The sequence below is a fragment of the Phyllobacterium trifolii genome, assembly GCF_014192095.1.
Lineage (GTDB): Bacteria > Pseudomonadota > Alphaproteobacteria > Rhizobiales > Rhizobiaceae > Phyllobacterium > Phyllobacterium trifolii.
In genome coordinates this window covers 22,646-36,008 of the sequence record NZ_JACHXN010000036.1, presented here as the reverse complement: position 1 = coordinate 36,008, position 13,363 = coordinate 22,646, and the positions used below count along the sequence as shown (strand labels likewise).

Here is a 13,363-nt window from a genome sequence, read left to right as displayed (position 1 = left end):
CGAACATCAATGCGCGCCCGGCGAGGCCCCTATCGCTGCAATCGTGCGCTGTCCGTAATCACACCGCAACGTTTCGCTCCCAAATGATCCGGTCTCCAGATGGTTTACGGAACGCTGGCGCCAGACCGCATGACATATCCCCTATTGCACCCGGACTATCTCCTCGGCTAAATCGTCCCCAGTCCTGCAGACATCCAGACCGACCAAAATGCGTTGCAAGTCCATAGTCGTGCTCGGCTTTTCCGGGATGGATTTGTCATCAACGTCCTCAACCCTAAAACGGCTCTGTTCTTTCTCGCTTTCCTTCCGCAATTCGTGGAATTGAGGCTGAGACCGGTAACTTCTCTGGGGTTCACTCGTCGCCAAGCGGATGGTCAAGAAGCAGCAGATGCGCTGGTCTCTCCATGGCGCTCACATGCTCATGCAGGTTCGGACGGCTGAACTGAACGGCGAGCTTCGCGATCGACTGCGGACACAATTCCGACAACCAGAGCCGAACGTGCCTTCACTGTTCAAACCTAAACCACCCGTCTTGCGCGCCGCGTGAACCCAGAGAAGTTACCGGTCTCCTTTACATCTTCGTGGCCCTGAAGGATGGGCCGGTCCGCTTCAATGCATTGCGACGGCAGATCGACGGGATCTCGCAGCGGATGCTCACGATTACGCTTCGCCAATTGGAACGCGACGGTTTGATCAGTCGCACCCTCGTTCCGACGATCCCACCGCGCGTGGATTACGCGCTGACCGCAGTCGGCAGGTCGCTTCTCGCCCCAGTCATGGCCCTGGTGACCTGGGCAGATTCAAATCGGCATGCCATCGAGGAGGCGCGCCGGCGATATGACCGCTAGATGGCCGTGAGCAATTGGCAGGCCTTTCGCCTCGGCGCGGTGACGTGCCTGATCAACCCAAAGGCCTATCTTTTCATGCTGGCGGTCTATCCGCAGTTCCTCAGGCCCGACTTTGGGCCGCTCGCACCCCAAGCCGCTGTCATGGCGGCGATGACGGCCGGAATGCAGCTCGTATCTATGGCGGGCTCGTGCTCGTTTTCGTCAATGATGGCGGTTACATCATTCCGGCTTTTTATAAGCTGAAATTTTCGATGTTCAACGGTCTCCATTGTGCTGGGCAGGCGTCCAGTCGAGAGCCCGTATTCCATCTTATCGAGGAACAGCCGGGCACTGTACCTTAACTTGCCGGTTATTTTGATGACCGACAATGCTTTATGAACAACGCCGGCTCGCCTCTGTATCGCCGCCATCGTTTTCCAGCCGAAGTCATGCCGAAGCAGTATGGCTGTACTTCCGCTTCCCACTGAGTTTTCGCATGGTCGAAGATATGCTGGCCTACAAGGGAGTAATTGTCACACACAAGACTATCCGACAGTGGCGGAAAAGTTTGGCAGGGACTACGCTAACTAGATCCGCCGCCGGACACCACGCCTTGGCGACAAGTGGCATCTGGATGAAGCCGTTGTTTCGATCAAGGGCAGGAAACACTGGCTGTGGCGCGCCGTTGATCAGGACGGCTTCGTCCTCGATGTCCTGGTGCAAAGCCGCAGGAATGCCAAGGCAGCCAAGCGTTTGATCCGCAAGCTGCTGAAGGTGCAAGGTCGTGCACCCCGGGTCATGGTGACCGAACAGCTCAGATCCGACGGGACGGCCAACAGACAGGTTGGACTAACCGTTTGCGATCATCGCCGGCATAAAGGATTGAACAATCGAGCGGAGAATTCCCATCAGACGATACGACGACGGGAGGCGACTATGAAGCGCTTCAAATCACCCGCGCAGCTTCAGCGATTTGTTTCCATCGATGATCCCATTGCCAACCTTTACTGCTTTCCTCGCACTACCTTCACTTCAAACGATCATCGCGAACTTCGTCATGCTGCAATGACCGCGTGGCGTGAGATCACATGCGTGAGCGCCGCTTAAATCTACCATCAACGACGGACAATGTGTTTGAGCAATATCGGCCACAAGTTAAGGTTACAGTGCCAGTGGAACCTCTCGTCGAGGAAATGCGCAAACAAATCGAACAGGAGGTCTAAGCACCTCATGTCTCGATGGCGCACTTTTGCCTTGTTTCCTGTCAGACGGCACGCATCGCGCAAGTAGGCGGGTTATGGTATAAATCCCCACGCTGACTGTTGGTAAGCATCAGTCTGTTCATGGGGATTGCGTTACATGAGTAACGACGACTGGCAGCGGGAACAGCTGGAGCGACTGAAGGGCGCAAGCGGAATTTCCACGGGTACCAGCACGAACCGGCAGGAGCTGGACAATCGCGCTGCGCAGGATCAGTTGACAAAAACCATAGCGGCCACGGTTGCCGCGCAACAACAATCCATGACCAGCTCCCCGAACCGCGTCCAACCCGTGATCTTGCCCACCTTCGACGGCGGGCCCGGAACCCCGACGCATCCTCTGCCCATCTCCTCCACCGCTGTGATCCTCTCGTCGGCCGCTATCCTGGGAATCGTCGCGTTCCTGATCACAGGCGACTTAACCTATACCGCCGTCGCCGCCGGGACGCTGGGCTGCACGCTGTTCGGGCTGCGGGCATTCTATCGTAGTCCTCTTTTTGGCCGGACAATTGAAGCTGTCCTCACAGCAGCTTTATACGGCTTTGTCATCGGCTTTGTCGCCCTCGTCCTCGCTGTCTTTGCGGCCCTTGTGTATCTTGTCTGGGAAAAGGCGGGGCCTGGCCCTGCGCTCTGGACGGTCGCCGCGGTCCTCTCCTTCGTCGCATTCTTAGCTGCTATTGAATGGGGGCGTCTGCGATACCGAAAATTCAAAGGCACGCCAAGCGGACAACGATTTAGCCACAATGTCGGGCGGGCTAAGCTCATTCTCACACTTTCCGCGACTGGGGCGGGTCTCTGGTGGCTCTGGAACGTGATCGAACTGTAGGATCGGCCCTCGTCGCCCGGAATATGCCAGCTTCGACGCAGCGACAAAGCTAGCAGGGGTCTGGGTATGCACCTCAGTTAACCGGATCGGCCTTCTCACCGGTTTCGGCAAAACGTGGCAAATTAGCTATGGTTGATAGGATCAACATAATCAGCGGTTATTTGGATGGTCGGTTGGGATACGCTTTGATCGATCGCTGGCGCTTATGTCCGACCGAGCCAGCTACAGAACATGAGACGGGTCACAACCGATATCTTTCATGCCCTGCGTCAGGCCTTCCAGAATGCGAGTTCGCCGCTGCATGTCATCTATCAAGGTGATCCCTCGCTCTATAAGCGCTTTCCAAGAGTCGTTGCGCGTCCAGGCGGCTTCATACGCCTCAGCAAGATCAGCCTGCCGCCTGGCGCATAGCATCCCCTCAATGACTGCGAGGGCCCGCATCCGGGAATGTTCCCGGTCGAGAACGTTGTCGTCTTCCACCGGTCGCGCCGACATTATCAGCTCATGGACGGCGTAACGTTCTGGTCTCGGTATCGTGACTTCAACACCGGACTTATACAGCACCACGGATTTCGCTGAGTCTTCGACAAGGTATGCAGTCAGCAGCGTCGGAGCGGCCAATTCAATCCGGAAGCCATTGGCGTTTACGAAACGTACGTCACCCTGCCGAATGCCAGAGAAGGTCTCGGGCGCAAAACTGCGGTCAGCCGATCTGAGGATATCCCGCAGGGCGACGATGTCAGCGTTGGTGCGAATGCTGAAGCCGATGGCTTTCTCGTTGCTATCCCAAGGGACCATGGGCAGTTGTACACCGAGAAAGGCGGCGAAACACTGGTACGCATACCTTTCAAGCAGGACGCAATTGCTTCTGAACTGTCCGGCGTCCGCAATACTGCGGATAATTTTTCCTGCAAACGGGTCTGGTGCAGGAAGGTTGGCCTCCCGCACTAACATCCTCACTATTTTACGGCGCGCATTCGCATCTTCCTTCAGTTCTTTGAACCGCGTTACTGTCTGGCGCACCGCCTCGTCTTCATCAGGTCCGACATATTTCCGGACTTTGCCGCCACGAAAGCCTGCAGCGTCAAAATACCAATAACGCCTGCCCTTTACTGAAAGCGGCACAAACCTTCCATTTGTGTCGAGCTCGCTTTCGGGCGTGTGCGCGATCCTTTGGGCGAGTTCGGCCAAGAGGGTCCGGAATACGAAATCGATCTGTTTCACAAACGTCACCTCGCGGTAGCAACGCCGTATTATAACACAATTTCTTTTTTTGGTATAACGCTATATATTTCATTATGTTGTCGATAAACACTCCGACGGTTGGGGAAATCTCCGCTGACGTGCAGTCGTACTGCGTTGGGGGGATATAGTTCGCTGGCTATGGCAAAAGCGCCCGGGCGGTATCCTCGTCGGTGATCAACGTGTTGACGTAGCGGCCACGCAGGGCGGCGCGCATCGCCGGAAGTTTCTGAGGTCCACCGCAGGCGAGGATGACGCTCTTAACCTCTCTAAGTTGCGACGGATGTAGAGCGACCACGCGCTTGTTGAGCGGATGATTGATCACCTCTCCATCGACGTCCAGGAAGTGGCCAAGCAGGTCGCCGACCGAACCTGCCTCGCGAAGGGACTCCACTTCGGATTGCGTCACCAAACCAAGCGAAACAAGCGTCGAGTCTTCGTCGAAACTCCCGACTGATACGATAGCGCAATCAACGCCCTTGGCGAGATCAAGAACCTCGAGAATGATGTCTTGTGAAAGCAAAACGTTTTTTGACGCCTCATCCTTCGTGAACGCCGGTGCAGCAATATAATAGCAGACGGCATCAAGAATGTCGGCAAGATGCGATGCGGATTCGTAGGTATTCATCCGTGATGCAGCGGTCAAACCGCCCATGAGGGCGACGACGGAAAGTCCGGGCACCGTGCGCTTTCCAATGTAGTTTAAGCTCAGCCGAAGCGTCCTTCCCCAGCCGATTCCGATCGACTGGTTCTCTGCGACTTGATCCGAAATGTAAGAACCTGCCGCCGCAGCGATAATGAGCCGGGTGTCGGAACCATTTGCAGGACGCGGGGCGACGATGACCCGCCGCAAATCCCAACGCCGCTCGAGATCCGCTTCCAACGCGGCGAATTCGGAACCGGGCGCATTAATACGGATTTGAACGATGCCTTCTTCCCTGCATGCGGCGAGCGTTCGCGTGACACGTATCCGGTTGATGCCAAAGCGGGTGGCTATCTCGCTCTGCGTCATATTTTCCACGTAGTATGCCCAGGCGATCCGCAGTTTCAGTCGATCTGCCTCGTTTAAAGTGGTCATTTTCAGCCTAAACCTTTCGACGTGTCAAACATGTGCTTGCGATTGAGCATGGTGTCAATCTTTGCTTCAAACGACGCTTGACAGCGCCACCGAGACTAAATATGAACAAATGCAACAAGCATGAACGTTTGTTCAAAGCACCATTGAGGAGTGGGGCTTGGCGCGCACGCTGCGCTAATTTGATCGGATCTTGGAGGAGACCCATATGAAACAACCAAAACTAATTGGCATTTCACGTCGCTCTTTTCTCGGGACGGCTACGGCCGGGGCCGCTACATTGGCTATGCCGGGGATTCTACGGGCACAGACCGAGCTGCGGTACCTGAACCACGAGACCGATCCGCGCACAGTCGCGTTCCTGCGCACTCTCGCCGCCGATTATGAAAAGGAGGCGGGCGTCAGGGTTCGGATCGAGACGGAGCCTGATCCATGGGTCAAGCTCACGACATCGATCAAGGCTGGCAAACCGTATGATTTCATGTCGCTGCCCAGCATTACCGATCCGGTCCTCCTCGCAAAGAGCGATGCGATCGTTCCGGTTACCGATATCGTCAAGGAGCAGGGTATAGAGGATTTCGGGCCGCGCTCCCTATCGCAATTTAAGGATGATATCTGGGGCTATCCCTACGACTACAATTCGGTTTGCCTCTACTACCGTTCGGACTGGCTGTCCGAAAAAGGTCTGAGGGTTCCGACCGATTGGGACAGCTTTATCGCGGTCTTGCAAACGTTGCATGATCCTGACAACCGGCGTTACGGCTATACGCAGACCTTAGCGACCGGTGGCGACTCTTCCTGGGCCAATACCGGGTTCTTGTGGTCGAACGACGTGCGGTTCTACGACGAAAAATGGGACGTCATTCTTGACACTCCCGATATTAAGAAACGCACCGCAGAAGCCCTCGCGTTCATCAAGAAGACGGCGGACTTCAGTCCTCCGGGCCTGATGTCGGCAAAGCTCAAGGAAGTCATTGCAAACTTCGTTTCGGGAACCGCGGCCGTTGCGCCTTACGCAGGGCGGCTCATGTCCAATATCCAGGATAACGCTCCGGAACTGGCTGACAAGTTCGTGCTCGGCCCCTATGTCCGCCCGAAAGGAGGACAGGGCGTCGTCACCGGCGGCGTCGACGTCTTCGCGATCGGAAAAACAGATAAGGTCGAAGAAGCGAAAAAGCTCCTGCGCTGGATGATCAAGAACGACAAGATCACCGATTTTCAGCTGACCCTGCCGCTTCATTACCAACCGGTCCAGTTTTCCAGCTATCAGAACAAGCGATGGAGCAGCAATCCGCTCGTTGAGAAATACAAGGACAAGCTTGCTGTCATGCGCAGCTTCCTCGACGAGAAGGAAACTAAGATCGACGGCATCCAGTATCAGGGCCCGAATTATTCCCCGAACCAGGGCCGCCTCTACAACTCGGACCTCATCTCCTCGATGTATCAAAATGTCGTCGCGGGAAAGATGTCGCCTGAAGAGGCCGTCGATCTTGGAGCAGCCAAAATCAGGGAATTGACGGACAAGGTATGAGTGAGACCGTTCAACAGACGTCGGCGGCGCGTGCGCACAACAGCCGGATCTCCGGGCTAGAACCGGCCGCGGCTGAAGCCGCGCCTCCCGCCTCCCGGAGGGCATCTGGCGGAGGATCCGTCCTTCACCGTGATCGCCGGTTCTTTATATTGCTCCTGCTGCCGGGGGTCGTGGTGAGCGTCGCCACGATCTTCCTGCCAGTGCTTTACGCGATTGGCCTGAGTTTTTATCAGGCCAACAGCTTCATCGATACCCCCGTCTTCGTGGGGCTGGACAACTACGTGCGTGTCCTCAGCGATCCCGGCTATTGGCACGCTTTTTTCAATGGACTGATCTATGCGGTAGCGACGGTTGTTCTGCAGGTCGTAGTCGGCATCGCGATCGCCCTGATTCTGCATCAGCCTTTCCGAGGGCGGACTATCGTGCGTGGCCTCGCGCTTACGCCGTACATCCTGCCGACCGTTGTCGCTGTTTTCATCTGGAAATGGCTTCTTGATCCGAACTATGGCCTCATCAATGCTGCGGCTGCTTTCTTCGGTTATCCCAATATTGACTGGCTGGGATCGCCTCTCCTGGCATGGAGTTCAATCATTTTCGTCAGCGTGTGGCACTGGACGCCGTTCGTGACGATCACGTTTCTCGCAGCGCTCCAGACTGTTCCGGAGGAACTTTACGAGGCAGCAAAGCTTGACGGCGCGGGACCTTTGCAGCAGCTGTTTTTTGTCACCCTTCCGGTCCTCCGCCCTGTCCTCCTCGTGATCATCCTTTTGCGGACAATCTTCATGTTCAACAAGTTCGACATCATTTGGTTGATGACATCCGGAGGACCGCTCAACGCCACCGAGCACCTTCCCTTGCTCGCCTACAACAAGACCTTCATGGAATTCGACATCGGCGGTGGTACCGCCATTGCCACCACGAGCTTCATCTTCCTGACAGCGGGCATGTACGTCTACCTGAAGCTGTTCCCCCTGGAGGACCGCGAGTGATGTCACTCAGAAAGTTCTTGCCTGTACGCAGCGGCGTAATCGCCTCACTGGTCGCAGGACTCGTTATCTACACGCTTTTCCCTGTTTACTGGATGGTCGTATCAAGCGTCCGGGAAAAGGCGAAGCTTTTCTCAACCGAGATATTTCCGGACGCTTTCAGCTTTGAAAGCTACCGGACGATCCTGACGCTCACGGATTTCCCCACTTATTATCTCAACAGCATCCTGGTCACCATAGCCACAACCTTGATGACCATCGGACTCGCGACGCCAATGGCTTACGCGCTGGTCCGCGGCAAAGTTCCAGGCGCGATGCTCGTCGTGCGTGCGATGTTGTTCGCATACATGTTTCCGGCGATGCTCCTGGCAATTCCTATACAGGTCTTTCTCGTTCATGTCGGATTCGACGACTCGCTGATCAGCCTGATCTTCGCCTATTCGTCGTTCACCTTACCGCTGGGCGTGTGGATGATGTGGAGCTTCCTGAAGCGTTTCCCCTTCGAAATCGAGGAAGCCGCTTGGATCGACGGCTGTTCACGCTGGAAGGCCATTTATCTGATTATTCTACCCGTGACGATGCCTGGAGTGATCAGCGTGGCCATCTTCTCGTTCCTGCTGGCGTGGTCGGATTTCGTCTTCTCGTTGATCCTGATTTCCCGTGACGAACTGAAGACTCTCCCGTACGGCTTGTCTTCTATCGTGACCGCCTACGACGCCGATTGGGGCGTGATAATGGCAGGTTCGACTATGATTTCGCTGCCGCTTCTCGCGCTGTTTATTTTCCTCGGCCGTTACTTCGTGGCGGGTCTGAGCGCCGGAGCCGTGAAATGACTGTTCATCCTGCAAGTTCATTGAAAGGACAATCCATGACAGGCGCAGGCACTAGCGTTGATTGCGACGTTCACGCGCAAGTTCCCAATATTGGCGCGCTACTGCCTTACTTCGACGACTACTGGCGCGAGATGATCGAAGTGCGCGGAATCGAAGGCTTTGAATTGGTCAATTATCCACCGAGTTCGCCGCTGACCTGCCGGCCGGACTGGCGCGGGGAAGATGGTACGAACGGTGGGGACGCCGCCATGGCAGCGAGGCACGTACTGGACGAACGTGGCGTCGATATTGCGATCGTGAACTGCCTCTACGGTGTCCAGGCGATACACGACGACTATATGGCTGCTGCCTTTGCAAAGGCGATTAACGACTGGCTGGCCGACAAGTGGCTGGCGCAAGAGCCCCGGTTCCGGGCATCCATAGTGGTTCCGGCGCAAAATCCTGCACTTGCCGTCGCCGAAATCGAACGACGCGCCGGTGATCCGCGCTTCGTTCAAGTGCTCCTGCTCGCTTCGGGCGATCTGCCGCTTGGACGCAACGTCTACTGGCCGATCTTCGAGGCCGCTGAACGTCACGGACTTCCAATCGGAATCCATGCGGGAAGCGCGTACCGGAACGCGCTGACCTGCAACGGATGGCCAAGCTATCATGTTGAGGCCTACGTGGATCTCACCCACGCGCTGCAAGGACAGGTGGCATCCCTTGTCACGCACGGCGTTTTCAAGAAGTTCCCCGCGCTCAAGGTCGTGCTTGTGGAATCAGGCGTTTCATGGTTGCCGGCATTCCTTTGGCGGTTGTCCAAATTCTGGCACGGCGTTCGCATCGAGGCGCCTTGGATTGACCGTCCGCCAGCAGAAATTGTCCGCGAGCATTTCCGTCTCACTCTGCAGCCGTTTGATGCGCCTCCGTCCGCGTCCATTGTCCAGAAGGTGGTGGAGCACGTGGGCTCTGAGGATATACTGCTCTATGCCTCGGATTATCCTCATTGGCATTTCGACGGGGATCAGACCTTGCCCGACGGCATATCCGAACTTCTTAGAAAGAAAATCTACAGCGCCAACCCGCTTTCCACTTACCGGAAGATTGGAGAGATGTCATGACAACCGATGTCCGAACACCAAACCGTCCGTCTGCGGCAGGCTCGTCGACCGTCGCCCGGGCAGCCCAGGAACGCTATAAGGTGATCGACAGCGATCTTCATCCGAGTGCCCGGTCCTTGGAAGATCTGAAACCTTTCCTGTCAAAGCGGTGGTGGGACCACTTGCAAACCTATGGCTATCGCTCGCGACAGGGTCTCTATCAGGGCCAGGTCTACCCCAAGGCCGCGCCTTTCGCGCATCGCAGGGACGCCATACCCCCGGAAGGCGGATTTGGCGGCAGCAACCTCGAGTTCATGCGCTCCCAATATCTTGACGCCTGTAACATCGAAGTAGCCATCATGAGCCCACTGAATTTCACGGGGCAAGGAGACGACAACCACGAGCTTTCCGCTGCGCTTGCCCGCGCAATCAATGAGTGGCAGGTCGAATGCTGGACCCGTCTTGAACCGCGGCTGCGGGCGTCGATCGTCGTCCCCTACGAAGATACGGCCTTGTCTGTCGAAGAAATCGAGCGCTGGGCCGAGCATCCCCACTTTGCACAGATCCTTCTATTGACCAGAACCAGCGAACCGCTCGGCCGACGCCGCTTCTGGCCGATCTACGAGGCGGCGCAAAAGCATGGTCTGCCGGTTGGAATCCATGTCTTTGGCGCAAGCGGCCACCCGACAAGCCCCGCTGGTTGGCCATCTTATTACATGGAAGACATGACCTCTCATGCGGCGGCGTGCCAGGGGATGTTGGCGAGCTTTGCGCTGGAGGGGGTATTTGAACGCTTCCCCGGGCTCAAGATCATCAATATCGAAGGTGGTTTTGCATGGCTTCCGGCATTCGAATGGCGGCTCGACAAGCATTGGGAGCGGATGCGCGGCGAGGTCCCGCATCTGAAACGGCCTCCTTCCGAATATCTTCGAGAAGGCTTACGCATCTCGACCCAACCTTTCGAGGAGCCGGAGAACCCGAAGCACCTGATCGATATCTTTGAATGGATCGGGTACGACCGGCTGCTGTTCGCCACCGACTATCCGCATTGGGATTTCGACGATCCTGCTACAACGCTGCCGCGCCAGATCGGTCCCGAGCGTATGCAGCAGATTCTCTCCGGCAACGCCCGGAAACTCTACAGGTTGGGCTAATGGCCAGGTACGTCGTTGCATCCGTCGATGACATCGGCATCGGAGAGCGCAAACTCGTGGACGTGCGCGGCCGGCCGGTGGTCGTTTTCAATATCAATGGGGAGTTCTTTGCCCTGCTGGACAGGTGCCCCCACCAGGGAGGCAGCCTTTGCGCCGGAAAGATGACAGGCTTAGTGGAAGCCGGCGCCGTCGGGGAGTTCAAATATTCGCGGCATGGCGAAATCGTACGCTGCCCCTGGCACGGCTGGGAGTTCGACGTTCGTACGGGGAAATCTTACTGCAATCCGGAACGGCTCCGCGTCCGCCAGTTTCCTGTGACCCTGGAAGCAGGAGCGCAAGTGGTCGAAGGCCCCTTCGTCGCCGAAACGTTCCAGGTGACGGTCGAGGACAAATACGTGGTCATTGAGGCCTAATTCCAAGTGGAGACGACTATGCAGGCTGTTGCTAACTCCCCGATCATCGGCGCCGTGATGCTGCCCATGCGGGTGGCGTCGGTGGAAAGGCCGGTCGAGGACGTCAAGCTGTTCACTCTTCAGGCGCTCTATGGCGAAAGATTGCCGCCTGCTGAGCCAGGCGCGCATATCGACGTCCATCTTCCGGGCGGCGAGATCCGTCAATACTCGCTCGTCGATTGTGGTGACGCCCTCCATCAGTACCGCATTGCCGTCAAAAGGATAAAGGACGGGCGGGGCGGGTCCGCCTGGTTGCACGATACATTCGACGTGGGGCACGAAATCATGATGTCGCCGCCGCGGAACAATTTTCCGCTTGATGAGACGGGGACCGACTACATATTCATCGCTGGCGGGATAGGTATTACTCCCGTTCTGCCGATGATCGAGCGCGTGGAAATGCTGGGACGCAGATGGACTTTGCATTACGCGGTCCAACGCCACGAGCACGCCCTCTTCCGTAAGGTTTTGTCTGACTACGGCGGGAAGGTCATTTTCTATACGAGCCGGGAATCCAACCCGTCCCGTCTTGACCTTCATGCAGTCCTGAGCGCTGCGCAGCCGGACGCTCGGGTCTACTGCTGCGGACCCGCGCCGATGCTTCAGGCTTTTCGCCATATGACCGCCAATTGGCCGTCGGGGCGGGCACGAATGGAGGCCTTCGAAGCGCTCGAGGAAAGCGACCGCAGCGGCGGTTTCGTCGTCGAACTTTCTCGCAGCGGGCTCAGCCTGAACATCGGAACGGGACAGACGATCCTCGAAGCGATCCTCGAAGCCGGCGTCGATGTGCCCTCATCGTGCCGGGATGGGGTTTGCGGGACTTGCGAGACGCGTGTTCTCGCGGGTGTACCGGACCATCGGGACGTTTACCTGACGGTGGAAGAACAAGATGCTGGGGACCGTATCATGGTGTGCTGCTCCGGTTGCCGTGGCGATCGGCTCGTACTCGACCTTTAAAAAATCCGGCGTTCAACAACGATAAAAAGAGGAAAATATGGCTCAGGTCAGTATCGAGGACGTCACCAAGACTTACGGTGCCGTCAAAGTCATTCATCAGATGAATTTCAACATCGACGATGGCGAATTTGTTGTGCTGGTCGGCCCCTCCGGCTGCGGTAAATCGACCTTGTTGCGAATGATTGCAGGTCTTGAAGAAATTTCAGGCGGTGCGATCCGGATTGGCGAGAAAATCATCAACGACGTAGCGCCCATGGACCGGGATATCGCCATGGTTTTTCAAAATTACGCGCTTTATCCCCACATGACCGTGGCCGAGAACATGGGCTTTTCGCTCCGGCTGCGCGGTGTGCCAAAAAGCAAAAAGGAAGCGCAGGTTCGTCGGGCGGCGGAGATGCTTGGTCTGGTGAACTATCTGGACCGCTACCCCCGCAACCTTTCAGGCGGGCAGCGCCAGCGAGTTGCGATGGGACGGGCCATCGTCCGCGATCCCCAAGTATTTCTGTTCGATGAGCCATTGTCGAATCTTGACGCCAAGCTGCGCGTGCAAATGCGCACCGAGATCAAGGAGCTTCACCAGCGGATGAAGACAACCACCGTCTATGTGACCCATGATCAGATCGAGGCGATGACAATGGCGGACAAGATCGTTGTCCTTCGCGACGGTGTTATCGAACAGATCGGTTCCCCTCTCGATCTATATGACAATCCGGCCAACCAGTTCGTGGCAAGCTTCATCGGTTCGCCGGCGATGAACTTCATTCGGGGCGAGATAGTTCCGGGTCCCGTTCCAGTTTTTGTGGCCGAGAGCGGCTGGCGCATGGAGGTCTCGAACATAACCGCAGCTCAGCGCCAGGTGCTGTTGGGTGTGCGGCCTGAACATCTGGAGTTTGTTCCGGAGGATGAAGAAGGCGCTTTGCCAGCAGAAATCGTCGTCATCGAGCCCACAGGATCCGAAACCATGGTGGCTATGCGTGCCGCAGGAATGGAGATCCTCGCATCTTTCCGGGAACGCCACCTGCTACGACCTGGAGAGAAGGTCGGCCTTCGCCCCGCTGCGGACCGTACGCATATATTTGACGCCGAAAGCGGCCAGCGCCTGCAACTTAACGCATGACCGCCTTTCCGGCATCGACAGGATG

The 13,363-nt window shown here is 56.7% G+C and carries 12 protein-coding genes and 4 pseudogenes; 14 read left to right on the top strand and 2 right to left on the bottom strand.

Annotated features, from left to right (window positions below; genetic code table 11):
- Positions 1-228: 228 nt before the first annotated feature.
- From FHS21_RS31070 to FHS21_RS28805, 6 genes and pseudogenes are all read left to right on the top strand, one after another.
- Positions 229-324: pseudogene (locus tag FHS21_RS31070) on the top strand (LysE family transporter); the annotation flags it as partial.
- A gap of 31 nt (positions 325-355) precedes the next feature.
- Positions 356-547, top strand: a pseudogene (locus FHS21_RS31065) (hypothetical protein); the annotation flags it as partial.
- A complete protein-coding gene (locus FHS21_RS28820; protein WP_376772236.1) occupies positions 462-848 on the top strand; it encodes a winged helix-turn-helix transcriptional regulator in 387 nt (128 codons plus the stop codon). The pseudogene FHS21_RS31065 and the gene FHS21_RS28820, both read left to right, overlap by 86 nt.
- A 6-nt stretch (positions 849-854) precedes the next feature.
- A pseudogene (locus FHS21_RS28815) lies at positions 855-1,042 on the top strand (LysE family translocator); the annotation flags it as partial.
- A gap of 180 nt (positions 1,043-1,222) precedes the next feature.
- Positions 1,223-1,934: pseudogene (locus FHS21_RS28810) on the top strand (IS6 family transposase).
- 252 nt (positions 1,935-2,186) lie between these two features.
- Positions 2,187-2,912 carry a hypothetical protein gene (locus FHS21_RS28805; protein ID WP_183665500.1) on the top strand — a complete coding sequence of 242 codons (726 nt, stop codon included), beginning with the start codon at positions 2,187-2,189 and terminating at the stop codon, positions 2,910-2,912.
- 222 nt (positions 2,913-3,134) lie between these two features.
- On the opposite strand, the gene FHS21_RS31425 is transcribed toward FHS21_RS28805, so the two are convergent.
- Both FHS21_RS31425 and FHS21_RS28795 read right to left on the bottom strand, forming a co-directional pair.
- Positions 3,135-4,136, bottom strand: a complete 1,002-nt coding sequence (locus FHS21_RS31425) for a GSU2403 family nucleotidyltransferase fold protein (protein WP_183665497.1) — start codon at positions 4,134-4,136, stop codon at positions 3,135-3,137.
- A 157-nt stretch (positions 4,137-4,293) separates the two neighbouring features.
- Complete coding sequence (locus FHS21_RS28795) at positions 4,294-5,232, bottom strand: sugar-binding transcriptional regulator (protein ID WP_183665495.1); 939 nt, start codon at positions 5,230-5,232, stop codon at positions 4,294-4,296.
- Between the two features lie 205 nt (positions 5,233-5,437).
- On the opposite strand from FHS21_RS28795, the gene FHS21_RS28790 reads away from it, so the two are divergent.
- From FHS21_RS28790 to FHS21_RS28755, 8 genes are read left to right on the top strand one after another with little or no spacing between them, the layout of a single operon-like run.
- Positions 5,438-6,760, top strand: coding sequence for an ABC transporter substrate-binding protein (locus tag FHS21_RS28790; RefSeq protein ID WP_183665493.1), 1,323 nt, complete (start codon positions 5,438-5,440; stop codon positions 6,758-6,760).
- Positions 6,757-7,749 (top strand): carbohydrate ABC transporter permease, encoded by a 993-nt coding sequence (locus FHS21_RS28785; RefSeq protein ID WP_183665491.1) that lies wholly within the window; start codon positions 6,757-6,759, stop codon positions 7,747-7,749. Before FHS21_RS28790 ends, FHS21_RS28785 begins: the two co-directional genes overlap by 4 nt.
- On the top strand, positions 7,749-8,579 hold the full coding sequence (locus FHS21_RS28780) for a carbohydrate ABC transporter permease (RefSeq protein ID WP_210283664.1): 831 nt from the start codon (positions 7,749-7,751) through the stop codon (positions 8,577-8,579). The genes FHS21_RS28785 and FHS21_RS28780 overlap by 1 nt, the downstream gene beginning before the upstream one ends.
- Positions 8,576-9,679 (top strand): amidohydrolase family protein, encoded by a 1,104-nt coding sequence (locus FHS21_RS28775; protein ID WP_246411290.1) that lies wholly within the window; start codon positions 8,576-8,578, stop codon positions 9,677-9,679. Before FHS21_RS28780 ends, FHS21_RS28775 begins: the two co-directional genes overlap by 4 nt.
- Positions 9,676-10,812, top strand: coding sequence for an amidohydrolase family protein (locus tag FHS21_RS28770; protein WP_183665487.1), 1,137 nt, complete (start codon positions 9,676-9,678; stop codon positions 10,810-10,812). Before FHS21_RS28775 ends, FHS21_RS28770 begins: the two co-directional genes overlap by 4 nt.
- A complete protein-coding gene (locus tag FHS21_RS28765; RefSeq protein ID WP_183665485.1) occupies positions 10,812-11,225 on the top strand; it encodes a Rieske (2Fe-2S) protein in 414 nt (137 codons plus the stop codon). The genes FHS21_RS28770 and FHS21_RS28765 overlap by 1 nt, the downstream gene beginning before the upstream one ends.
- A gap of 18 nt (positions 11,226-11,243) precedes the next feature.
- Positions 11,244-12,221, top strand: a complete 978-nt coding sequence (locus FHS21_RS28760) for a PDR/VanB family oxidoreductase (RefSeq protein WP_183665483.1) — start codon at positions 11,244-11,246, stop codon at positions 12,219-12,221.
- Positions 12,222-12,258: 37 nt separating this feature from the next.
- Positions 12,259-13,338, top strand: a complete 1,080-nt coding sequence (locus tag FHS21_RS28755; protein WP_183665481.1) for an ABC transporter ATP-binding protein — start codon at positions 12,259-12,261, stop codon at positions 13,336-13,338.
- Positions 13,339-13,363: the final 25 nt, after the last annotated feature.

What these genes read in the sequence shown, in the direction of transcription:
- FHS21_RS28805 (WP_183665500.1), top strand. Translation starts at nt 2,187, where the DNA reads ATGAGTAACGACGACTGGCAGCGGGAACAGCTGGAGCGACTGAAGGGC.
- FHS21_RS28795 (WP_183665495.1), bottom strand. Translation starts at nt 5,232, where the DNA reads ATGACCACTTTAAACGAGGCAGATCGACTGAAACTGCGGATCGCCTGG.
- FHS21_RS28790 (WP_183665493.1), top strand. Translation starts at nt 5,438, where the DNA reads ATGAAACAACCAAAACTAATTGGCATTTCACGTCGCTCTTTTCTCGGG.
- FHS21_RS28785 (WP_183665491.1), top strand. Translation starts at nt 6,757, where the DNA reads ATGAGTGAGACCGTTCAACAGACGTCGGCGGCGCGTGCGCACAACAGC.
- FHS21_RS28780 (WP_210283664.1), top strand. Translation starts at nt 7,749, where the DNA reads ATGTCACTCAGAAAGTTCTTGCCTGTACGCAGCGGCGTAATCGCCTCA.
- FHS21_RS28775 (WP_246411290.1), top strand. Translation starts at nt 8,576, where the DNA reads ATGACTGTTCATCCTGCAAGTTCATTGAAAGGACAATCCATGACAGGC.
- FHS21_RS28770 (WP_183665487.1), top strand. Translation starts at nt 9,676, where the DNA reads ATGACAACCGATGTCCGAACACCAAACCGTCCGTCTGCGGCAGGCTCG.
- FHS21_RS28765 (WP_183665485.1), top strand. Translation starts at nt 10,812, where the DNA reads ATGGCCAGGTACGTCGTTGCATCCGTCGATGACATCGGCATCGGAGAG.
- FHS21_RS28760 (WP_183665483.1), top strand. Translation starts at nt 11,244, where the DNA reads ATGCAGGCTGTTGCTAACTCCCCGATCATCGGCGCCGTGATGCTGCCC.
- FHS21_RS28755 (WP_183665481.1), top strand. Translation starts at nt 12,259, where the DNA reads ATGGCTCAGGTCAGTATCGAGGACGTCACCAAGACTTACGGTGCCGTC.